The 22,149-nt window shown below is 60.8% G+C and carries 22 protein-coding genes and 1 tRNA gene; 6 read left to right on the top strand and 17 right to left on the bottom strand.

Annotated features, from left to right (window positions below; translation table 11 throughout):
* Positions 1–20 precede the first annotated feature (20 nt).
* Positions 21–96: transfer RNA gene (locus tag AC1D1J_RS17805), tRNA-His, on the top strand.
* Between the two features lie 86 nt (positions 97–182).
* On the opposite strand, the gene AC1D1J_RS17800 is transcribed toward AC1D1J_RS17805, so the two are convergent.
* Positions 183–1,157 carry an NADPH:quinone oxidoreductase family protein gene (locus AC1D1J_RS17800; RefSeq protein ID WP_477695438.1) on the bottom strand — a complete coding sequence of 325 codons (975 nt, stop codon included), beginning with the start codon at positions 1,155–1,157 and terminating at the stop codon, positions 183–185.
* Positions 1,158–1,328: 171 nt separating this feature from the next.
* On the opposite strand from AC1D1J_RS17800, the gene surE reads away from it, so the two are divergent.
* The 3 genes from surE (at position 1,329) to AC1D1J_RS17785 (ending at position 4,022) form a co-directional block, all read left to right on the top strand.
* The gene (surE, locus tag AC1D1J_RS17795; RefSeq protein WP_477695437.1) at positions 1,329–2,126 is read left to right on the top strand and encodes a 5'/3'-nucleotidase SurE; all 798 of its coding nucleotides are present in this window, start codon (positions 1,329–1,331) and stop codon (positions 2,124–2,126) included.
* Positions 2,123–2,980, top strand: a complete 858-nt coding sequence (locus AC1D1J_RS17790) for a protein-L-isoaspartate(D-aspartate) O-methyltransferase (RefSeq protein ID WP_477695436.1) — start codon at positions 2,123–2,125, stop codon at positions 2,978–2,980. The genes surE and AC1D1J_RS17790 overlap by 4 nt, the downstream gene beginning before the upstream one ends.
* Before the next feature lie 118 nt (positions 2,981–3,098).
* Complete coding sequence (locus AC1D1J_RS17785) at positions 3,099–4,022, top strand: peptidoglycan DD-metalloendopeptidase family protein (RefSeq protein WP_477686866.1); 924 nt, start codon at positions 3,099–3,101, stop codon at positions 4,020–4,022.
* A 206-nt stretch (positions 4,023–4,228) separates the two neighbouring features.
* Here AC1D1J_RS17785 and AC1D1J_RS17780 read toward each other — a convergent pair whose 3' ends face one another.
* Positions 4,229–4,648, bottom strand: a complete 420-nt coding sequence (locus AC1D1J_RS17780) for a VOC family protein (RefSeq protein WP_477671017.1) — start codon at positions 4,646–4,648, stop codon at positions 4,229–4,231.
* Between the two features lie 56 nt (positions 4,649–4,704).
* Here AC1D1J_RS17780 and rlmD point away from each other — a divergent pair, with 56 nt between their 5' ends.
* Complete coding sequence (gene rlmD / locus AC1D1J_RS17775) at positions 4,705–6,186, top strand: 23S rRNA (uracil(1939)-C(5))-methyltransferase RlmD (RefSeq protein WP_477686867.1); 1,482 nt, start codon at positions 4,705–4,707, stop codon at positions 6,184–6,186.
* A gap of 163 nt (positions 6,187–6,349) precedes the next feature.
* On the opposite strand, the gene AC1D1J_RS17770 is transcribed toward rlmD, so the two are convergent.
* A complete protein-coding gene (locus AC1D1J_RS17770) occupies positions 6,350–7,039 on the bottom strand; it encodes a Bax inhibitor-1/YccA family protein (RefSeq protein WP_477686868.1) in 690 nt (229 codons plus the stop codon).
* A gap of 192 nt (positions 7,040–7,231) precedes the next feature.
* On the opposite strand from AC1D1J_RS17770, the gene AC1D1J_RS17765 reads away from it, so the two are divergent.
* Positions 7,232–7,639: a GlcG/HbpS family heme-binding protein gene (locus AC1D1J_RS17765; protein WP_477686869.1), complete on the top strand. Its 408-nt coding sequence runs from the start codon at positions 7,232–7,234 to the stop codon at positions 7,637–7,639.
* Positions 7,640–7,846: 207 nt separating this feature from the next.
* On the opposite strand, the gene AC1D1J_RS17760 is transcribed toward AC1D1J_RS17765, so the two are convergent.
* The 14 genes from AC1D1J_RS17760 to ahpC form a co-directional block, all read right to left on the bottom strand.
* Positions 7,847–8,065 carry a hemin uptake protein HemP gene (locus AC1D1J_RS17760; protein ID WP_477649635.1) on the bottom strand — a complete coding sequence of 73 codons (219 nt, stop codon included), beginning with the start codon at positions 8,063–8,065 and terminating at the stop codon, positions 7,847–7,849.
* A 161-nt stretch (positions 8,066–8,226) separates the two neighbouring features.
* On the bottom strand, positions 8,227–8,637 hold the full coding sequence (locus AC1D1J_RS17755; RefSeq protein WP_477667126.1) for an ExbD/TolR family protein: 411 nt from the start codon (positions 8,635–8,637) through the stop codon (positions 8,227–8,229).
* A gap of 71 nt (positions 8,638–8,708) precedes the next feature.
* A complete protein-coding gene (locus AC1D1J_RS17750) occupies positions 8,709–9,425 on the bottom strand; it encodes a MotA/TolQ/ExbB proton channel family protein (RefSeq protein ID WP_477649634.1) in 717 nt (238 codons plus the stop codon).
* Positions 9,426–9,451: 26 nt separating this feature from the next.
* Positions 9,452–10,147, bottom strand: a complete 696-nt coding sequence (locus tag AC1D1J_RS17745) for an energy transducer TonB (RefSeq protein WP_477695435.1) — start codon at positions 10,145–10,147, stop codon at positions 9,452–9,454.
* Between the two features lie 131 nt (positions 10,148–10,278).
* Positions 10,279–10,524, bottom strand: coding sequence for a (2Fe-2S)-binding protein (locus AC1D1J_RS17740; protein WP_477649632.1), 246 nt, complete (start codon positions 10,522–10,524; stop codon positions 10,279–10,281).
* A 281-nt stretch (positions 10,525–10,805) separates the two neighbouring features.
* Positions 10,806–11,513, bottom strand: coding sequence for a Fe2+-dependent dioxygenase (locus AC1D1J_RS17735; RefSeq protein WP_477695434.1), 708 nt, complete (start codon positions 11,511–11,513; stop codon positions 10,806–10,808).
* Between the two features lie 73 nt (positions 11,514–11,586).
* Positions 11,587–13,608, bottom strand: a complete 2,022-nt coding sequence (locus AC1D1J_RS17730; RefSeq protein WP_477695433.1) for a TonB-dependent receptor — start codon at positions 13,606–13,608, stop codon at positions 11,587–11,589.
* A 618-nt stretch (positions 13,609–14,226) separates the two neighbouring features.
* Positions 14,227–14,703 (bottom strand): bacterioferritin, encoded by a 477-nt coding sequence (gene bfr, locus AC1D1J_RS17725; RefSeq protein WP_477649629.1) that lies wholly within the window; start codon positions 14,701–14,703, stop codon positions 14,227–14,229.
* Between the two features lie 140 nt (positions 14,704–14,843).
* Positions 14,844–15,617 carry a ferredoxin--NADP reductase gene (locus AC1D1J_RS17720; RefSeq protein ID WP_477695432.1) on the bottom strand — a complete coding sequence of 258 codons (774 nt, stop codon included), beginning with the start codon at positions 15,615–15,617 and terminating at the stop codon, positions 14,844–14,846.
* 427 nt (positions 15,618–16,044) lie between these two features.
* Entirely contained in the window at positions 16,045–16,254 is a 210-nt protein-coding gene (locus AC1D1J_RS17715) for a hypothetical protein (RefSeq protein WP_477695431.1), read from the bottom strand.
* Positions 16,251–17,423: a PepSY-associated TM helix domain-containing protein gene (locus AC1D1J_RS17710; RefSeq protein WP_477695478.1), complete on the bottom strand. Its 1,173-nt coding sequence runs from the start codon at positions 17,421–17,423 to the stop codon at positions 16,251–16,253. The genes AC1D1J_RS17715 and AC1D1J_RS17710 overlap by 4 nt, the downstream gene beginning before the upstream one ends.
* Positions 17,424–17,480: 57 nt before the next feature.
* Entirely contained in the window at positions 17,481–19,586 is a 2,106-nt protein-coding gene (locus tag AC1D1J_RS17705; RefSeq protein ID WP_477695430.1) for a TonB-dependent siderophore receptor, read from the bottom strand.
* 303 nt (positions 19,587–19,889) lie between these two features.
* On the bottom strand, positions 19,890–21,461 hold the full coding sequence (ahpF, locus tag AC1D1J_RS17700; protein ID WP_477695429.1) for an alkyl hydroperoxide reductase subunit F: 1,572 nt from the start codon (positions 21,459–21,461) through the stop codon (positions 19,890–19,892).
* 111 nt (positions 21,462–21,572) lie between these two features.
* Positions 21,573–22,136: an alkyl hydroperoxide reductase subunit C gene (ahpC, locus tag AC1D1J_RS17695; RefSeq protein ID WP_477671003.1), complete on the bottom strand. Its 564-nt coding sequence runs from the start codon at positions 22,134–22,136 to the stop codon at positions 21,573–21,575.
* Positions 22,137–22,149 lie beyond the last annotated feature (13 nt).

The following is a 22,149-nucleotide window of genomic DNA, read 5'->3' as shown; positions in this document are numbered from 1 at the left end:
CGCTATAATGCAGGGCTCCGGTGGCTGTAGCTCAGTTGGTAGAGTCCAGGATTGTGATTCCTGTTGTCGTGGGTTCGAGCCCCATCAGCCACCCCAGTATTTGAAGTCCCGCTTGCCGCAAGGCTCGCGGGACTTTTTCATTTGGGGCCTGGTGCAGCTGCCTTGTGCAGGCGGGCCAGGCCCTAGTTCACCATGACCAGCTTGCCCTTGACGCCACGTGAGCCCATGTGGGCATAGGCGGCTTTCAGTTCGGCCATGGGCATGGTGCGGTCAATAACCGGCTTGATCTTGCCTTGGGCATACCAGCCGGCCAGCTCGGCCATCATGGCCGCATTGGCTTTGGGTTCGCGCTTGGCAAAGTCTCCCCAGAACACGCCGACGATGGATGCGCCCTTGAGCAGCGTAAGGTTGAGCGGCAGGGACGGGATGGGCCCCGAAGCAAAGCCCACCACCAGGTAACGGCCCCGCCACGCGATGGAGCGAAAGGCCGGCTCGCTAAACTCGCCGCCGACCGGGTCATAAATCACGTCAGGCCCTTTGCCTTCGGTCAGTGCCTTGATTTCGTCACGCAGGTTTTTCGTGGTGTAGTTGATGGTGGCGTCCGCGCCAATGGACGTACAAAGGGCGCATTTCTCATCGGTCGATGCGGCCGCGATCACGCGGGCCCCGGCGGCTTTGGCAATCTGTATGGCTGCGGTACCCACACCGCCTGCCGCACCCAGCACCAGGACGGTTTCACCGGCCTTGAGTTGCGCGCGGTCCATCAGGGCGTGCCACGAGGTCGCGTAAATCATGATGAAAGCGGCTGCATCCACAAAGGGAAACCCTTTGGGCAAGGGCATGCACAGGGCCGCCGGTGCAAGGGTGTGCGTGCCGAACCCTCCGGTGCCGGAGAGGCAGGCCACATTTTGCCCTGCCTGGAGGTGCGTGACGCCTTCGCCCACCGCCTGGATGACACCGGCGTATTCGGAGCCGGGCACAAAGGGCAGGGGCGGCTTCATCTGGTACTTGTTCTGCACGATCAGCAGGTCGGGAAAGTTCAGGCTGGCGGCCTTGATCTCAATCAGCACTTCGCCTGCCTTGGGTTGCGGTGTGGGCAATTCTTTCCAGGTCAGGGCGTCTACGCCGGTGGGGTTTTCACAAAGCCAGGCTTGCATGGAATGTCTCCGATAGAAGGAATGCTGCGACAGGTACAGAAGAAACAGAAGAAGAAAGGCGGGCCGCCAGCGGAAAGAGACGGCACCTTGTCTGCATCATAGGCAAAGCGGCAGGTTTTGCGATGTCCGGCAGGGCTCAGGCTGTCGCAGCCGTGACCGTAAAATCAGTCCATGAAAATCCTCATTTGCAACGACGACGGTTACCAGGCCTCCGGCATCATTGCCCTCTACGAAGCGCTTAAAACCGTTGCCGATGTCGAGGTGGTGGCACCCGAGCACAACAACAGTGCCAAATCAAACGCACTGACCCTGCACTCGCCGATGTACGTGCAGACCGCGGCCAACGGCTTTCGCTACATCAACGGCACACCGGCAGACTGCGTTCATATCGCGCTGACGGGTTTGCTGGGCTACCGGCCCGACCTGGTGGTTTCAGGCATCAATAACGGCGCCAACATGGGTGATGACACGATTTACTCCGGAACCGTGGGCGCCGCCATGGAAGGCTACCTGTTCGGAATTCCTTCCATCGCGTTTTCCCAGACTGAAAAGGGTTGGGCGCACATTGATGTGGCAGCCCGGCGTGCAGCCGAGCTGGTGCAACAGTTGATTCCTTCACTGGAGACCATCGCCGAAGGCGCGGAGCCGACGGTGCCGCCCTGGCTGCTCAATGTGAATATTCCCAACCTGCCCGACAACGAGATCCAGGGTGTGAAAGTGGCCCGGCTGGGGCGGCGCCATGCGGCCGAACGCGTCATCGTGCAGACCAGCCCGCGCGGCGAAACCATGTACTGGATTGGCGGCGCAGGGCCTGCGAAAGAGGCTGGTGAAGGAACCGATTTTTACGCCACCAGCCAGAAGTTTGTGTCCATCACCCCGCTGCAGGTGGATTTGACCGATCATGAGCGTCTGCCTTATTGGGCCCAAACCGCTGCCCGGCTGGCCGAGTTGCACAAAAAATCGTCATGAAATCCAGCCTCAAACCGCCGTTCAATCCCACTGCCAAAGCGCCGGTCGCTGCAGGCCGCCCGGCATTTCCGGTTCGACTGAAGCCTGACGCGGGTGTTCCATCTGCTACAAAATCAATAGCTGGTAGCGCACGGCCAGAGCGCGCTAAAGGCCAAAATAGCTTGAAGAAACCGGCGCCACCCGTAGCCTCCGCGTTGTCGGGCGGTGTCGGACTCGATTCGCACGCCGTGCGTGCGCGCATGGTGAGCAAGCTTGCCGCGCAAGGTGTTGCCGATGCGCAGGTACTCGCCGCCATGGGGGCGGTTGAACGCCACCGTTTTGTCGACACCGCGCTGGTCAACCAGGCCTATGAAGACACCAGCCTGCCGATTGGCCTGGGGCAAACCATTTCCAAACCCAATGTGGTGGCCCGCATGCTGGAACTGCTGCGCCACGGCGCGGCCGGCAAGCTGGGACGGGTGCTTGAAATCGGCACCGGCTGCGGCTACCAGGCCGCGGTGCTCAGCCATCTGGCGACGGAGGTCTACAGCATCGAAAGGCTGCGCGGCCTGCACGACAAAGCCAGGGAGAATTTGCGGACTTTACGCCTGCCCAATGTGCACTTGCTGTTTGGTGATGGCATGATGGGTTACGCCAAGGGCGCGCCATATGCAGCCATCATTGCTGCTGCCGGCGGGGAGGCCATTCCGCCTGCCTGGATTGAGCAGCTGGCGGTAGGCGGCAGGCTGGTGGCGCCCATGCAAACCGCCGGCGGTGCCCAGGCGCTGGTGGTGGTTGACAAAACCCCCCAGGGCGTCAGGCAGACCCTGCTGGAGGCCGTCCATTTTGTGCCTTTAAAATCGGGGACAAGCTGACGATCCGGTCACCTGCAGGACCCAGGCCGGTTATCGATATAGCAGTGACGGCATTGAACCATCCGATCATCCAGTTAACCAATACGCCATACCCGTCAGATTGACGACGAAAGAACCAATGAATCAAACCGTACGGCCGAACCGGGCAGTGTCTGTGGATGCCGCAGGCGCAAGTCATGGCGCCCGCTCAACGCTCGGCAGGCTGGCCCTGCCATGCGCCCTGGCGGCAGCACTGCTGCTTGCCGCTGGCTGCGGCACGCGTTCTACCACCCATGCCCCGGTTGAAGACCGAGGTACCGGGCTGTCGCGTCCCACGCCGGGCGCGGTGGACGCAGGCAATGTCAAACAATTGCCCGGTTTTGAAAACGCCGGAAAGCCCGGTTACTACACCGTCAAACCCGGTGACACCATGATTCGCATCGGCCTGGAAAACGGCCAGAACTGGCGCGACATCGTGCGCTGGAACAACCTTGAAAACCCCAACATCATCGAAGTGGGGCAGGTGCTGCGCGTGGTGCCGCCGACCAGTGAAAATCCACTGGTGGTGACCCGCCCCGTGACGTCCGGATCGGCCACCACGTCCACCGCATCCACCACGCCGACGCAGGCTGCCAGCGCGGCGCGTCCCGCGTCAGCACCGGCTGCCAGCCCGACACCCTCTGCAACGGGCGATGAAGACATCGCCTGGATCTGGCCCGCGCAGGGCACGATGCTGGCCGGTTTCGACGAAGCCAAAAACAAGGGCCTGGATATTTCCGGCAAGGCCGGTGATCCCGTCATTGCTTCGGCCGACGGCCGCGTGGTGTACGCCGGCGCCGGCCTGCGCGGCTATGGCAATCTGATCATCCTCAAGCACAACAGCACCTTCCTGACGGCCTATGCGCACAACCAGACTTTGCTGGTCAAGGAAGACCAGAGCGTGCGAAAGGGACAGAAGATTGCCGAGATGGGCAACAGCGACGCGGACCGCGTGAAGCTGCATTTCGAGATTCGCCGCCAGGGCAAGCCTGTCGACCCTTCCAGATACCTGCCCGCCAAGTAAGCGGTATTTCCATCCACAGAAAGGAGCCCCGCGTTTGCCGGGCTCCTTTTTTGTTTCTGATGCCTTGACGCTGCTTGCGCCAGGGCAAATCTACCAGAAAATTTATGAAAAAAAGGCTCGCGGTCCAGTCTGGACGAGCGCAAGCAGCTATCTATTTTGTAGCAAACGGTTGCGCGGAAATACAGCTGCCTGCCCCGGGCTTGTGATCAGTGAGGTTGCAAAATCTCGTCGTAGCCACGGCCCTTGAACTCCAGCAGGTCAATGCCATGGCCAAAAGGGTCGGCCAGCCCCGCAATTCGCCCCCAGACCCGTTCGGCCACGGGCATTTCCAGAACCGCACCGTGGCGCTGCAGCCGGTCAACCGCCGCATCAATGTCTTCCACCACAAAATCAAGGTGGACAGGTGTCCAGTGGCGCTGGTAGGTGCGAACACTTTCGCTGCCCTGACCACTGGCGATCGGCCGGGTACCCGGCGCATTGAAGAGCAGGTCGATGGGGCTGCCCGCACCGAGAATTTCCACGAAGTCGCTCTTGAAACGGCGGCCTGTGCGCAGCCCGAGCGCCTTTGTATAGAACTCGACGGCACGTTCCATGTTGTCAACATCGATGCAAATACGAAGCTCCATGGCGCCTTCCTTTCACGGGTTCAGAAAATGGTACCGCAGCCTGAGACAATTGGTGCATGACAGAAGAAAGCCAGAACAAGCAGCCTGCGACGGCGACCGACTACCCGCTGGACGTGCTCGAGGTCGAGTCGCTCGACATTGAAGCCCAGGGAATTGCCCACAGGGCTGACGGCAAGGTGGTATTTATTGAAGGTGCCCTGCCTTTCGAACGGGTAACTGCCAACGTCTACCGCAAGAAAAGCAGCTTTGAAAAAGCCATGGTGATGGCGATTCACCGTGAATCGTCCCAGCGTGTGCGGCCGGCATGCCCGCATTTCGGCATGCATACAGGCGCATGCGGCGGCTGCAAGATGCAGCATTTGCATGTGGGGGCGCAGGTGGCCGTGAAGCAGCGTGTGCTTGAAGACAATCTCTGGCACATCGGCAAGGTCAAGGCGGACAACCTGCTGCGGCCCATTGAAGGGCCGGCCTGGGGATACCGCTATCGCGCGCGGTTGTCGGTGCGCTATGTCCGCAAAAAGGGCGCCGTGCTGGTGGGGTTTCACGAGCGTAAAAGCGGCTACGTGGCCGATATGACCGAATGTCACGTGGTGCCCCGGCACGTGAGCGACATGCTCGTGCCGCTGCGCGAGCTGATCGGCAGCATGGATGCGAAGGAAACCTTGCCGCAGATCGAACTGGCCTGTGGCGATGAAGTCACGGCCATGGTGCTGCGCCATATGGAGCCCCTAAGCCCCGGAGACTTGAACCGCCTGCGCGATTTCGCTGCGCAAAACCGCGGCCTGCAATGGTGGCTGCAACCGGGGGGCCTCGAGACGGTCAAGCTGCTGGACGACGCTGTGCAGGAGCTGAGCTACGGCCTGCCGGAGTTCGATGTGGTCATGCCGTTCAAGCCGACCGATTTCACGCAGGTCAATCCCCACATCAACCAGGTGCTGGTGTCGCGTGCACTGCGCATGCTGGCGGTGCAGCCGGACGAGCGGGTGATTGACTGGTTTTGCGGCCTGGGCAATTTCACCTTGCCGCTGGCCACGCGCGCCCGCGAGGTGCTGGGCATCGAGGGCAGTGAAGTCCTGGTCGCCCGTTCACGCGAGAATTTTGAAAGAAACAGGCCTGCATCCAGCGTCCGACGGGCGCTGGCAGCTACAAAATTTGTAGCGCGCAACCTGTTTGAAATGACGCCGGCGATGTTGGTGAAAGACGGCCGTGCCGACAAATGGCTGGTGGACCCTCCGCGTGAAGGCGCCTTTGAGCTCTTCAAGTCCCTGGCGGCGCTGCACCAGCAGATCGTCAGCGGCGTCCCCTGTGACGACGGTGAGCACCAGCAGAGCCTGGCCCTCAACGGCTGGACGCCGCCGCAGCGCATTGTCTATGTAAGCTGCAACCCGGCCACCCTGGCGCGGGATGCAGGCGTGCTGGTGGACAGCGGCGCTTACCGCTGCACGGCGGCTGGCGTGGTCAACATGTTTCCGCACACGGCCCATGTGGAGTCCATTGCGGTGTTTGATTTGGCCCCCACGGTCTCTCACTGCGTGTAGCTCCCTGCTCCCACGAGGGGGCCGCTGCGCCTGCGGACTGCAGAGCCAGATCCGCGGCCCCGGCTTGAATTGGAGAAGCTCCAAGCTCACCTTGCGGAGAATGACACGAGGTGCGCATGAAAAAGGGCCCTGAGGCCCTTTTTTTGTTCTGTAGCGAAGCGGATCAGTCCCGTTCGCCGCCGAAGATGCCCAGCAGGGCCAGCAGGCTCTGGAAGATGTTGAACAAGTCCAGGTAAATGGCCAGGGTGGCGCTGATGTAGTTGGTTTCGCCGCCGTCGATCACCTGTTTCAGGTCATACAGCAGGTAGGCGCTGAAAACCGCGATGGCCAGCGTGCTGATGACTGCCATCATCATGGTCGAGCCGACGAACACGTTGATGACGGCTGCCACCATGATGACCAGCGCGCCGGCAAACAGCCACTTGCTCATGCCGCTCAGGTCACGCTTGATGACGGTGGCCAGGCTGGCCATCACGAACATCACGCCGGCCGTACCGGCAAAAGCCGTCATGACCAGTGATGCGCCGTTGCTGAAACCCAGCACCATGGCGATCATGCGCGAGAGCATCAGGCCCATGAAAAAGGTAAAACCGAGCAGCACAGGCACGCCCGCGGCCGAGTTCTTGGTCTTTTCAATGGCGAAAATAAAGCCGAAGGCACCGCCGAGGAACACGATCAGGCCCAATCCGCCGCTGAGCGAGCGGGTAATGCCCGTGGCCACACCCAGCCAGGCGCCCAGCACGGTGGGTAGCAGGCTCAGGGCCAGCAGCCAATAGGTGTTGCGCAGGACCTTGTTGCGTTGCTCGACGCTGGAAGCAACGCCGTAGTCGAGGGTTTGAACATTGTCAGTCATGAAAGTCGTCTCCGAGGCGCCAGCAAATGCGGGCAAGATTATTTTAGGGTGCATTGCCGTTTTTCCAGCCCTCACTCCCTACTTTTTGTAAGGGTTCTATAAGCTAATTTGGCGGCAATACGGGCGGAGGGCGGCCTCAAATTTGCGTATGCTCGGTATCTTTGCCAACAAACTCCGGAAATCCTGAAGACCATGAAATCAAAAGCAGTGCTTGAACTCGCCGACGTCAAACTCATCGCCGCCGCCGCCGAGGCCGAAGCTCTCAAGAACAACTGGGCCGTCACCATTGCCATCGTGGACGACGGCGGCCACCTGCTGCACCTGCAGCGCCTGGACGGAGCGCCGCCCATTTCTTCGCACATTGCGCCCTCCAAGGCCAACACGGCCGCCATGGGCCGCCGTGAGAGCAAGGTTTACGAGGACGTCATCAATGGCGGCCGCACATCCTTCCTGTCGGCGCCCTATATCCACGGCATGCTCGAAGGTGGCGTGCCCATCGTGAAAGACGGACAGTGCATTGGCGCTGTGGGCGTGAGCGGCGTGAAGTCCAGCGAAGACGCGCAAATCGCACGTGCGGGCATCGCCGCCATCGGTCTGTAAACGCTTCACAGCGGGAATGAAAAAGCCGACCATGGGGTCGGCTTTTTTGTTGGCGAGAGCAGAACAACATCAAGGAAAAAAAGCCTGGCTAAACAACCCCGAAGGGGTCTGTGGCTGGCTAAAAACGACCTTGGAGGCTTGGTAGCCCCGGATCGCCCCACGATGAAACTGTGCTGATGAAGAGGGTGATGAAACGGTGAAGGCGGCTTACTTGGTCAAAATCAGTTTGCCCAGGCGAGTGGCCTGAAGGCGGTAAGTCGAGCCGTTGTGGTTGATTTCCACCGCCTTTTGCCCGCGCAGGATTTCGGTGCTGTTGACGCAGGCGGCGGAAGCGCCCGAAGGATGGCCGCCAGAAGCGGTCTCTGTGTGCGCAGGGGCGCGGGCAGGGAGGCTCAAGGTATGGGAGGCGGGCATTGCAATGGACATGATGGTTAAACCTGTTTGGGTTTCGTTAAGTTAATGATAACCATTCTCATTTGAAAGTCAAGCGAATCCAGGCTGCGGTTTTGTTTCTTTCTGTGTGAAAAACCTGGACTGCCTGTCCAGCAGACATGCATCCAGGACCCGATGAGTCCTGCAGGCCCTGGTCAGTTCTTGGGTTCAGTGATGAAACCGATCTTGCGCAGCCCGGCCTGTTGGGCTGCTGCCATGGCCTGGGCCACACGCTCGTAGCGAACCGATTTGTCGCCGCGGATATGCAGATCTGGCTGCGGGTTCTGTGCTGCCGACGCCTTGAGCTGCGTGACCAGCTCTTCGTCTGAAACCTTGGTCTCGTTCAGGAAATAGCTGCCTTCCGCATCCACGCTCAGGCGAACCGTTTCCGGCTTGATGTTTTGCGCTTCGTTGGAAGCGCGCGGCAGGTCGATGTTGACGGAATGCTTCATCACGGGGACCGTGATGATGAAGATGATGAGCAGCACCAGCATGATGTCCACCATGGGCGTCATGTTGATCTCGTTCATCACCTCATCGCTGTCGTCTTGGGTTCCAAAGGCCATGGTGCTTCTCGGTCACTGAATGAGGGAGCTCCGCAGCTGTGGGGCGGCAGAGCAGGATAAAGGGTTGGCTCTCAGGCTTTTTTCATTGGCACAACATTGGCCTGCTGGCCGCCGGCGCTCACGCGGGCGCCGGTGACGAAGTAGGCGTGCAGGTCATGCGCGAAGCGGCTGAGTTTTTGCAGCACGCCCTTGTTGCCGCGCACCAGCGCGTTGTAGCCCAGCACCGCCGGGATGGCAACCGCAAGGCCCAGCGCCGTCATGATCAGCGATTCGCCGATCGGGCCAGCCACTTTGTCGATGGTCGCCTGGCCGGCCGCGCCGATGGACAGCAGCGCATGGTAGATGCCCCACACGGTGCCGAAGAGGCCGACGAAGGGGGCGGTGGAGCCGACCGAGGCCAGGATGGCCAGGCCCGACTGCAGCTTGCCGGTGAATTCGTCGATGGCATTGCGCAGCGTGCGCGTGACCCAGTCGCTCACGTCCAGGGCATCGTGCAGGTGCGCCTTGGTGTTGCGGTGGTGCAGCGTGGCTTCGCGGCCTTCCAGGGCCAGTTGGCGGAACGGGTTGGCGGGGTCCGAGCCCAGCTTGGTGAGGCCTGCGGCAAAGTCTTCGCTGTGCCAGAAGTCTTCAGAGGCGCGCGCGATCTTTTTGTACTTGATGAGGTCCAGCGTCTTGATGATGATGACCATCCATGACGCGAGCGACATGACCAGCAGCAGCACGGCCACCGATTTGGTAACGATATCGCCCTGGCTCCAGACGTTGGCAAGGCCGAATTGGGAATTCATGAATCAATACTCCACAGTGCGAAAAGTTATTCAATAAGATCAAAATTGACGGGTGCGTCATACCACATGGCTTGGGCTACTCCACCGACTTTGCCGGGGACATAACGGCATTTCATGACGTACTCCAGCGCCGTACGATCCAGCCGTGAATAGCCGCTGGATTTACGAAGCTCGGATTTTTGCGGCAACCCATCCGCGCCGATGAGGACACGGACGATTACCTTTCCCTTTTCCCCTTGAATCCTGCTAATCCGTGGGTAAATTAGCGCGGGATTTTGCAAATAGTCGGCATCGCTCGACGGCAACTGCACAACAGTTGACGTGGGTGGTGCGGCGGGCACTGCAGGAGCTACAGCCACTGGTGCAGGCGGAAGTGGCGGCGTGACCACGCCTGTCGGGGCATTTGGCGAAGGTGTCGGGTCCGTGATGGCCAGAGGCTGGGGCGCCGGTTGCACGGGCGCTCTGGCAACGGCTTTTTTCTGCACCGTTGGCGTCGGAGGCGTGGGGGGAACAGGCTCCACTTTGGGGGCGGGCGAGTCAACGAATTGCGTAAGGATCGCCGCGGGAACGATGATTTCCGCAGCGCGCATCAACAAGCCGCTTTGCAGCGCCCAGATGAACCCTACGTGCAGGGCCACCACTGTCAGCGCGATAACGGCATTGCGGCTGAGGGGCTGGCGCGGCGGTGCGGGGCGCGGTGCGGTAGAGAAAGTGGCGTTCATCGAGAGGGAGATAGGTGGGCGAATGGCCACATGAGGCGCGGTTTCGGTCAAAAGGCAACCAGGAAACTAGCGGCGGAAGATCCACCACGCGGAGCCTATCACCAGCACAAGGCTGACAGGAAGGGCCGAAATCAGTATTGGGGAGAAGGTTGCAAGGTGTTCCATGGGCTGCCTTCCAGCGTGTGGGTGGCGAGCTTGATGTTGGCCGTCGGGCAGCTGGCGCTGCACTGCGCCACCACGTCGCGGGCGCAGCCTTCGCACTGGCCGCACTGGGTGGCCACGCCGAGTTCGAACTGGATCTCGTCAAAGCCCAAGCCTGCACGGGCATGGCGGGCAATTTCGCGGTCGGAGATTCGGCGGCAGACGCAAACGATCATGGATGGGCTTGGCTGGTGATTGATTCAATCGGTGTGTTGATTATAAATGCGAATCTATCGCATTTGCAATCATGAGATGCAGATTTCAGGAAGTGCGAGCTATTTGCAGAGGATTTTTGGCCTTGTTTTCGAAGAAAAATTCAGCGGTAAGCCTTTCTGGGCGGGCGCAAGCAGCTATGAATTAGATAGCGGAAAGGCTGTTTCTTGGGGCGAGCGAGGCACCATCGGGGTGATGGGTTGCCAAGACCCTTCACGATGCAGGATAAACGCGGTCCAACCGCCTAAACCTCCGCCCACATCCGCAGCAGGTTGTGATAGCAGCCTGTAAGCCGTACCACTTCGGCGCCTTCGGCCGCACCTGGGGTTGAGTGTTCCAGTTCCTTTTGGCGCAGAGAGGTAATGGCCATGTCCATCTCATACAAAAGCCGGCGCTGGGCATCGGAGCGCACCATGCTTTCAATCCAGAAGAAGCAGGCCAGCCGCTCACCGCGCGTGACAGGCTCCACGCGGTGCACCGATGTGCCCGGGTACATCACCAGGTCGCCCGCCTCGAACTTGATGCGTTGCTCGCCGTAAGTGTCTTGCACGACCAGTTCGCCGCCGTCGTAGCTGGCCGGATCGCTCAGGAACAGCGTACAGGAAATGTCGGTTCGCACGTGCCGCGCTGTGGCGGCATGCGTGCGTACCGCGTTGTCAATGTGGTTGCCGAAATTGTTGGCGTCGCCGCCGTAGCGGTTAAAGAGCGGCGGATAGACCGATTTGGGCAGCGCCCCGGTCACGAACATCGGGTTGCGAGCCAGCGCCACCGACACGATGTGCCGCGCCTGCTGGGCGGCGGGCAGCTCTTCAGGCAGCTGCAGGTTGTTCTTGACGGTGCCGCTCTGGCTGCCGGCGGTGATGCGGCCGTCGGCCCAATCGGCGCCCAGGATCAGCTGGCGGACCTGCGCAAGTTCGTCCGGCTTGAGGGCTTGTTGAATGCGAAGCAGCATGGGATTCCATCAATAAAAAAGGCACCCGGAAGTATCTCCCAGGTGCCTGAGTTTGGAAAATCCGATTCTCAGATCAGAATTTGCTGGTCCAGGTGGCACGCAGACTGCGTTCCGGTGCAGCAGGGCCAGGCCAGCCTGTGTACAGGGCGGTGTAATAGACTTTGTTGAATACGTTGTCGAGATTGACCTTGATGGAGTTGTTCTGGTTAATCTGATATTCAAGCAGGGCATCGAATTTGGTGTATCCCGGCACGCTATTGGTTGTCGGCACCGGCAAGGCGGGCTTGTTTTTACTGACTGCCGTCAGGCCACCACCCACACGCCATTTGTCAGAAAACCGGTAGGTGGTCCACAGGTTGGCTTGACGATGGGGGAGCAAGCCTGGCTCCTGGCCAACACTTGCGGCTGATGCGGGGCTTGAACCGGCTTTGTCAATGACACCGCGCATGAAGGCGATGCCCGCAAAAACGTCCCAGCTTGCGCTTAAACGGCCTGCAACTTCAAACTCCAGCGAGTTGGTGTGGCGTTGTCCCGACAACAGGAACTCCGTGCCACCGGGCACTGTTTGCGTGTCGGTGCTGCGCTCGTTGTACTTGTCTGTCCGGGCAAGGGCCGTACGTAATGACAAATCCCCTCCGAACAGCTCCCACTTGGCGCCTATTTCGATGTTTCGGCTTTTTTCCGGTGGCGTGTTAGCCGTGGTCGCATCGTATTGGTACAGATCGCCTGAGGTGTTGAATGAGGTGCCATAGGATGCGTAATAGCTGACTTCATCGGTCGGCTGGTACATCACGCCAAGGCGAGTACTCAAGAGATTGTCTGAGCGGGACAGGCGGCCGCCAGTTACCCGGTCGTACTCCCCCTTGAAACTGTCGTGGCGAAATCCGCCGACCAGTTTCCAGGCTTGTGTCAGGCTGATGATGTCTTGCGCGTATATGCCCACCGTGGTGGCCGTGAAGTTGTTGGCCCAAGTCCGTACCCGGGTGTCTGCAACGCCTGCATTGCTTGCAATGCCGACGGTCGTTGAAGGTTTTCCGGGAACATTGCTGTAGCTGTCCCGGCCAGAGCGCTCCAGCGCGTATTCCCCACCAATCAGGAGGTCATTCTTGAGACCGAACCAGTTTGTCTTTGTGACGTAGTCACTTTGCAGGAAAGTATGACGGTCCTGCCCTGCGCGTGTCTGGTTTCCGCGGTTGACGACTGTGTTCTGGTTGAAGTTCGCTTGCGTGACGCTAGCGGCGAACCCGTTAATTTGCGTGGCCCACAGATCACGGCTGAAATGTCCGTCTCTCAGCGTTGTTTTGAGGGTGCTGCCATCTGCCCAGCGATGCGTATGCGTGCCGGTGACAATGTCGGCGCTGTCGCGCTGGTAGTCCGAATCTACGCCATACCATTTATCGGGAGAGAAGGGCGCGGGTGCGTTCTGCAGCCAACGCCCGCCGAGGTCGGGCTTGTCGTTGTAGTTGAGATGGTACAGGCTGACCATGAATTCGTCCGACGTACCAATGCCCCAGCGGTAGTCTGCGGCCAGGCCGCGACGATGCGTTTCTGCTTTTCCGGCGCGGCCATCCCAGTCCGTTGTCATGACCCCGATGCGAAATGCGGCGTCATCCGATGTCTTGAAGTTGAAGTCGCCTGACAGGCGTAAGTAATTGCCGGTTCCTATCGTCGTATTCACTTCATGCTCTGTGATCAGGCGCGGAGTTTTGCTGACCTGGTTGATGATGCCGCCGGTAGAACCGCGACCAAAAAGCATGGATGCCGCACCGCGCAAGACTTCCACCCGGTCATAGTTGAAGGTGTCCCGGTTGTACTGGGAAATGTCGCGCATGCCATCCAGGTAGATATCTCCAGCAGCACTGAAACCGCGCAAGCGAATGTTGTCGCCGATGCGCCCGCCTTCCCCTGCTTCAAAAGTGATACCGACAACGTTCTCAAGGGCGCTCTTGAAGCTGTCCTTGCCCTGGTCGTGAATCAGTTTTTCGTTGACGACCGTGAGCGATTGCGGAATGTCCTTGGCGGCCAATGGCGCTTTACCGACACTGGTAATGCCGCTCTGATAAGTCTGGCTGGCGCGGTCGCGTGTGCCTGTCACCGTGACGGGTGCCAGGCTCCTGCCTTCGGGTGCAGTGGACGACGTGGCGGTCGTGGCGCCGGTGCTGGGCGTCGGGGTGATGCTCTGGGCCCAGCCTGACACCGAAACCGCCAGCATGAGCGCGCCAAGCGGGAGCAGGGCTTTGTCGGAAGATGCGGCAGGATTGGCAACCGGGCCGGCAAGCGGCGTGAAATTGTCAGTGCCCGTGGTGCGGGTCTTTTTGTTGCGCGCAGGGCGCGTGGCGCGAGCAGAAGGGTGTGCCAAGATGGCCTCCAAGCAGGGTCCTGCCTTGCAGAGGGCGGACCGGGTTTCAGGAAAAAGCTTGGCTGGCTCGAAATGCCCTCGGGCGCGAGTTGGCTGGCTCGTGAAGTTCGCCCGAAGTGTATATCAAATGATAATGATTCGTAATCCCTTGTATCTGGACGTTGCAGGAATGACGAAAAAACGATGCCTGTGTGGCGAAAACGCGATATGTCTCTATGCAGCCGCGAAATTGAGGCCGGGAAAAGAGCTTCTGAAAACCAGGGGCAGTCAGCGTTGGCGCAAACAAAAAACGGGGCCTGTGCCCCGTTTTTTTTATTGCGCCAGGCATGTCATCCGGCTATTTCAGGACCGCATTCAGCTCAACTCGCCCATCTGGCTTTGCAGATAGTTTTGCAGGCCAACCTTGCCAATCAGCTCAATCTGGGTTTCCAGGAAGTCGATGTGCTCTTCGGTGTCATCGAGGATTTCCTGCAGCAGGTCGCGTGAGACATAGTCGCGTACGCTTTCGCAGTGGGCAATGCCGTCCTTGATGGTGGCCTGTGCGCCGGTTTCGGCTTTCAGGTCGCAGTTCAGGGCTTCTGGAACATCCTCACCGATCATCAGCTTGCCCAGGTCCTGCAGGTTGGGCAGGCCATCGAGCATGAAGATGCGGTCCATCAGCTTGTCGGCGTGCTTCATTTCGCCGATGGACTCTTCGTATTCCTTCTTTGCCAGCTTGTCCAGGCCCCAGTGCTTGTACATGCGGTAGTGCAGGAAGTACTGGTTGATGGCCGTCAGCTCGTTCTTCAGCTGCGCCTGCAGGTGAGCGATGACTTTTGCGTCGCCTTTCATGGAAATTCCTTATCGTTGTGTAGTGCGGATCGCCCATTGTCACTGGCCGCGTGCCGTAACTCAAGCATTCCCCTGCTGGGGCGGTCTGGTTGCGTTTGATTGTGAGAAACGTTCGCATTGCAAACGTTTCCCGTTGTCAGTCAGCGCTCGGCAAATGCGCGTTCCACCACGAAGTGGCCGGCTCGCTGCATGTTGCCTTCCTCAAAGCCGCGCTCTTCCAGCATGGCCTTGATGTCGCGCAGCATGTCGGGGCTGCCGCACAGCATCAGGCGGTCGTTCCCGGTAGAGATCGCGGGCAAGCCCAGGTCGCTGTACAGCTTGCCCGACTGCATGAGCTCGGTGATGCGGCCTTCGTTGCGAAAGCGTTCGCGCGTCACGGTGGGGTAATACATCAGGCGTCCGCGCACCAGCTCACCGAGGAACTCATGCTCGTGCAGCTCGTGCTCGATCAGCTCGCGGTAGGCGAGCTCGGCGCTGGTACGGCAACCGTGCACCACCACCACGCGCTCAAACCGCTCGTAAGTATCGGGATCCTTGATCAGAGAGAGAAAGGGCGCCAGACCGGTGCCAGTGGCCAGCAACCACAGTGTCTTGCCAGGCAGCAGGTTTTGCAGCAACAGCGTGCCGGTGGGTTTGCGTCCGACCAGGATGTCGTCGCCGGGCTTCAAGTGCTGCAGGCGCGAGGTCAGCGGGCCGTCCGGCACCTTGATGCTGAAAAATTCCAGCTGGTCTTCATGGTTGGCGCTGGCCACACTGTAGGCGCGCAGCAGCGGTTTGCCGTCCACAGGCAGGCCGATCATGGTGAACTGGCCGTTGACGAAGCGAAAGCCCGAATCGCGCGTGGCGGTGAAGCTAAATAGCGAGTCGGTCCAGTGGTGGACGGAAATAATGCGTTCTGTGTTGAAGGCGCTCATGAGAAAAAAAGAAGAGAAGGAGGAAAGAAATGGGGGGACGAGAAAGGGCTTTGGGTGATGCAAGGGACTCACCGCGCATCCCTTCAGGTCGTGCCCTCAGATCGTGCGTGAGCAAGCCTGAATTTTATAGCCTGGGCGGGCCTGCCGCCGGTGATGGCTATAGACGCCACACCGGCGCCAAGGTCAGGCACATCACCATCGCACTTCGCGCGGCGACAGAACTCAAGCGCCAGGCAGCCGCACCTGGGCAAGCGTGGCCAGTGAAGGTTTTTGGGGTTGCTATTAAATCAGGAGCTGCTTGCGCCCGTTCTATAAGGGTTTTGGGTGCTTTTGCCGTGAGATTTTGGTGTTCTTGTGCTTCGCTTCAAAGTGCTGCCAGATTAACTTTTACATACCGCTTCAGAGCAAAAAACCACTCACTCGCCATTCAGCGTTTGCGCGGCCCGCTGGGCACCCACGAGAACCAGGCCATCACAGCCACGGGCACGCCCAACCCCAGCCAGCACCACCAGTCCCCCCAGCCGTCAGATACGAGCGCGGTCAGCAGGCCGGTGGTGCTGAGCGTGCCCAGTACGAGGGGCCAGCGCCACAGGCGCCAGAAAGCGGAGCCTTTCGCGGAATCGGCCTTTGCGCTCACGCGGCACCGCCAGTCGTTTCATGGCGCGCGGCATGCGGCGCTGGTATTTGCCCTGCTGTTTTTTCCGGCTTCGCCGCTTTGGCCGGATTACGCCGCCCAAGCCACAGGTAAAGGCCACTGCCCAGCACGATGATGGTCGCGATGTCCAGCAGGGCCCAGAGGATTTGCATCGGCATGCCGCCGTAGTCGCCGAAGTGCAGCGGCTGCGACACCAGCAGCGCTGTGAGGTACCAGGGCAGCGGCGGGCTGGCCGTGAGCGCATTGGTGCCGGCGTCCACCAGCACCGGCTTGAGCAGGCGCGAGTTGAAGGGCTCGTTGCCGCGCAGGAACACTGTGTAGTGGTGCGGGCTTGAAAACGACGTACCCGGAAAAGCGATAAACGCCATCTTCATTTCAGGCGCCAGTGCGGTCGCTGATGAAGCTGCCTGCTGCACCGAGGCCAGGCGGGCCGGCGGTTTTTGCCCCTGGTAAGGCGCCAGCAGCGAACTCAACTGGTCGTACTGCCAGTACCTGATCAACAGGTCGGCCCAGGTGTTGATCATGCCCGTGGCGCCCACGGTGAAGGCCCACACCAGCGTCACGATGCCCAGCAGGTTGTGCAGGTCCAGCCAGCGGGCGCGTGGGCGGGTTTGCCGCACCGTGCCGAAATCCAGTTTGCGCATGAAGGGTGCATACAGCACCACACCCGAGACAATCGCCACCAGCAGCAAGAGGCCCATAAAGCCCAGAAAGAGTTTGCCCGCCAGCCCGGCAAACAGGTCGACGTGCAGTTTGAACATCACGTACATAAAGCCCTCGTCGAACTTGGGCTGGGCCAGCACGGCGGCGGTGCGTGCGTCGACCGCGACGGTCTTGTTGTTCTCTTCGGATGTCGGTGTGTCGCCAAATGTGACATACCAGAAGCGGTTGTCATCCGGCTCCTGGGTGATGAACATCGGCACCTTGCCCGGATGCAGCCCCTGCGCCACTTCCATCACGCGGTCCAAGCTGGCGTGTGGCGTGTCCTTGGGTAAATCGGGCGCCTCAACTTCGGTGCCCAGCAGGTGGCCGATCTCATGGTGAAAGATCAGCGGCAGCCCGGTCAGGCACAGCAGCAGCATGAAGACCGTGCAAACCAGGCTGCTCCATTTGTGCACCCAGGTCCAGGTCTTGATGCGCCGGCTGTCCATCGCCGTCTTCTTGCCCGTGAGGCTGATCGTGGTCATCGTGGCTCTCCTTCTTGTCGTCTAGAAGCGGTAGGTAGCGCTGGCCACCACCGTGCGCCGCGCGCCATACCAGCAGTCGCCGCGGGCCAGGCAGGTGCTGAAGTAGGTCTTGTCGGTCGCGTTGTTGATGTTGACGGCGTAGCGCCAGTTCGCGGTGTCATAGGCGAACATCAAATCCAGCAGCGCGGCTGCGGGGATTTCCGGGCCATTGCCGCCGCCTTGCTGGTCCCGGAAAGCGCCCATCCAGCGCACGCCCGCGCCCGCAGAAAAGCCATTCACGCCGGCGATGGAGAAGCGGTACTTGGCCCAGGCGCTGGCCTGGTGCTTGGGCAGGCCTTCGAGCTGCTTGTCCAGCTCGGTGTAGTTGTAGTGCGCGACCAGCTCCAGATTGGACGTGACGGAGCCCTTGACTTCCAGCTCCAGCCCTTTGGTGCGCGTGGCGCCCACCTGGTTGTAGGTGTTGGGCAGCGGCGAGGCGATCTGGTTTTTCTCGCGCAGGTCATAGAGCGCGGCGCTATAAGCCAGCGCGCGGCCCGCCGGCTCGTACTTCAGCCCCAGCTCCCACTGCTCACCGCGCAGCGGCGTGAAGAGTTGCCCCTTGATGGCGGCCTGCGGGGTGAAGGATTCGCTGTAGCTCACATAGGGCGACCAGCCCGAGGGGTGGGCATACATCAGGCCCAGGCGCTTGGTGGTGGCCGAGGTCTCTTCCTCAGAGCGGCCTTCGGCGCCCGACACCGACTTGTCGTGGCGCAGGCCCGCCGTCACGATCCAGTTGTCCAGCTTCATCTGGTCCTGCAGATACAGGCCTGTCTGCCGCTGCGTGGTGCCCGGCAGGGCCGCGCGTACGGGGATGAGCAGGTTGCCGTAGACGGGCGCGTAGGCGTCGATATCGCTGACCGTGGCGCCCGCCCAGGTGTTCTCGCTGTGGCGCGCAAAGTCGGCGCCCACCAGCAGCGTGTGCTTGAGCGCACCGGTGGTGAAATGGCCTTCGGCGTGATTGTCCAGCGCGGTGATGCGGTTGCGCGTGAGCGAGCTGTCGTTGATGCGGCCCAGCCGCCGTTTGGCCACCGGGTCGGAGCCCCAACTGCCCGGGTTGGTGAAGAAGTCGCCGTAGTGGTAGCGGTTGTCGTTCTCGTTGGTGGCCATCCGAAAGTTCTGGCGCACCGTCCAGGTGTCGTTGAACTTGTGCTCAAACAGCCAGCCGATGGACTTGCGTTCGGAGTCATAGTAGTCGCCCGGCTCACCGATGAAGCGGTTGGTCGGCAACTGGCCGTTCGGGTTGGGCAGCAGCGTGCCTTCCCACGGGAAGAACTGCGAGGTTGAGCCGCTCTTGTCTTTTTGCCACAGCGCCTGCAACGTGAGCGAGGTGGCCGCACTGGGCCGCCAGGTGAGCGACGGCGCGATCAGGCTGCGGTCGTCGGGTACGAAGTCGACCTGCGTGTTGGCGCTGCGCTTGAGTGCGACCAGCCGGTACAGCCATTCACCATCTTCCGTCAGCGGGCCGGTCAGGTCGAGCTGGAGCTGCTTGCGGCCGTTGCTGCCGAACTGCACGCCCACTTCACGCTGGGTTTCGGTTTGCGGCCTTTTGCTGACCATGTTGATGACGCCGGCCGCCGTGCCCGCGCCGAACAGCATGCCCGACGGGCCGCGCAGTACCTCCAGGCGCTCCAGTGTGTAAGGGTCTGCGCGTGTGCGGCTGGTGTAGTAGCCGTAGGCTTCGCGCAGGCCGTCCAGGTAGTTGTCGGGGTTGGCGCCGCGCACACGCACCGAGTCGGTCCGTGAATCCAGTCCATAGGCATCGGATCGCACGCCGGCAGCGTAGCCCAGGGCGTCCTGCAGGTTGTTGGCACCCTGGTCGGTAATCTGCTGGCTGGTGATGACGGTCACGGCCTGTGGCGTTTCGGACAGCAGCGTGTCGGTCTTGGTCGCGGTAGAAGCTCTTTTGGCGCGGTAGCCGATCACCGGGCCGGTTGCGGTTTCTTTCTCCTGATCGGAGCGCACCTGCACTTCGCGAAGGGTTGTCTCGGCCGCTGTCTGGGCATATGCGCCTTGAAGCGCGGCGATCAGCGAAAGGATGGCGAACGGTGCAAGGTGGCGCGCGGCGTGCGGCAGATGCGAGGTGAGCAAGTCAAAACTCCTGGGGAGGATCGCCAGGGAACTGGCGTGCGCACAGCAGCCCCTGACGCCACGATGGGTGACGAAAATTCAGGGGCCTGTGGGCGGGTTGTTGGCTTGCTACGCCTGGCAGCGCGAGAAGGCTGCCGGGTTGTTTGGCTAGCGAGTAGGGGCGCTGCGAACTATACCATCAAATGAGAACAATTCTCATCTTGTTCCCTGTAGATATCAGGGGGATTCCGGTGAAAAACCGCTCAAAAAAAGGCCGCCCGGAGAGGACGGCCTTTTCGGGTATCCCATCACTGCATCACTGCATCACTGCGCTGCGATGGGGCTGCGGATCAGGTAGTCAAACGCGCTGAGGGCCGCCTTGGCGCCTTCACCGGCCGCGATGATGATCTGCTTGAAGGGCACGGTTGTCACGTCGCCCGCCGCGAACACGCCCGGCACCGAAGTCTGGCCCTTGGCGTCGACGATGATCTCGCCGTGTTTGGACAGGTTCACCACGCCCTTGAGCCAGTCGGTGTTGGGCACCAGGCCGATCTGGATGAACACACCTTCAAGCTCAACGGTTTTCAGCTCGCCGCTGGCGCGGTCTTTGTAGACCAGGCCATTGACCTTCTGGTCGCCGGTGATTTCGGTCGTTTGCGCGTTGGTGAACACCGTCACGTTCTGCAGGCTGTTCAGCTTGCGCTGCAGCACGGCGTCGGCGCGCAGCGCAGTGTCGAACTCGATCAGCGTCACGTGTCCGACGATGCCGGCCAGGTCGATCGCCGCCTCGACGCCCGAGTTGCCGCCGCCGATCACCGCCACGCGCTTGCCCTTGAAGAGCGGGCCGTCGCAGTGCGGGCAGTAGGCCACGCCCTTGTTCTTGAACTCATGCTCGCCGGGCACGTTGATGTTGCGCCAGCGCGCGCCGGTCGAGATCACGATGGACTTGCTCCTGAGCGAGGCGCCGCTTTCAAGCTGCACTTCAATCAGGTTTTTGTCCGGCCCGCTGTTGGGCACCAGCGCCTTGGCGCGCTGCAGGTTCATGATGTCCACGTCGTAGTTGCGCACGTGCTCTTCCAGCGCGTGGGCAAATTTGGGGCCTTCGGTTTCCTTGATGGAGATGAAGTTCTCGATGCCCAGGGTGTCCAGTACCTGGCCGCCGAAGCGCTCGGACGCCACGCCGGTGCGGATGCCCTTGCGTGCGGCATACACAGCCGCAGCTGCGCCGGCCGGGCCGCCGCCGACGATCAGCACGTCGAAGGCTTCCTTTTTGTTGATGATCTTGGCTTCGCGTTCAACGCCGCTGGTGTCGATCTTGGCGAGGATTTCTTCCAGGCTCATGCGGCCGTTGCCGAACATGGTGCCGTTCAGGAAGACCGTGGGCACGCCCATGATCTCGCGCTCCTTCACTTCGTCCTGGAAGGTACCGCCCTCGATCATGGTGGTCTTGATGCGCGGGTTCTGCACTGCCATCAGGTTCAGCGCCTGGACCACATCGGGGCAGTTGTGGCAGGTCAGCGAGACATAGACCTCAAAGTCGAAATCGCCGTCCAGCGCGCGGATCTGCTCGAGCACGGGTTGCTCGACTTTGGGCGGGTAGCCGCCGATCTGCAGCAGCGCCAGGATCAGCGAGGTGAATTCATGGCCCATGGGCAGGCCGGCAAAACGCGGGCCGTGGTTTTCGCCGGGGCGGTTGATTGAGAACGAGGGCTTGCGGTGCGGGTCGTCGCGGCTTTCGGTCAGTTTGACCAGCGGGGAGGACTCGGCCACGTCTTTCAGCAGCGACAGCACTTCGCCCGAAGCCTCGCTGCCGTCGAGCGAGGCGACGATTTCGATGGGCGCAGTGGCGCGTTCGAGATAGCTTTTCAGTTGGGCTTTGGTGGCGTCGTCGAGCATGAGGGACTCACTTTCAATTTCAATGGGGAACAAAAAAGCCCGGGACGGCACACACGCGCGTGCCGGGGCCCGGGCCTTCGTCAGGAAGGCAGCAGGGCGTTAGACCTGTTCTTAGATCTTGCCGACGAGGTCGATCGAAGGGGCGATCGTCTTGGCGCCTTCGTTCCACTTCGCAGGGCAAACCTGGCCGGGGTGAGCGGCGGTGTACTGGGCAGCCTTCAGCTTGCGCAGGGTTTCCTTGACGTCGCGTGCGATCTCGTTGGAGTGCACTTCAGCCGTCTTGATGACGCCTTCGGGGTTGATCACGAAGGTGCCGCGCAATGCCAGGCCTTCTTCGGGGATGAACACGTCAAAGGCTTTGGTCAGCGTGTGGGTTGGGTCGCCCACCAGCGGGAACCTGGCCTTGCCGACTGCGGGGGAGGTTTCGTGCCACACCTTGTGCGAGAAATGCGTGTCGGTGGTCACGATGTATACCTCAGCACCGGCCTTCTGGAATTCGGCGTAGTTGTCGGCAGCATCTTCAACTTCGGTAGGGCAGTTGAAAGTGAATGCAGCCGGCATGAAGATCAGGACCGACCATTTGCCCTTCAGCGATTCGTCTGAAACGTCGATGAACTTGCCGTTGAGGAAAGCTTGGGTTTTGAAAGGCTGGACTTGGGTATTGATCAGGGACATCTGAATAGCTTCC

It is taken from the genome of Polaromonas sp. P1_F8 (assembly GCF_056405635.1).
This window is presented reverse-complemented; position numbering and strand designations above follow the sequence as displayed.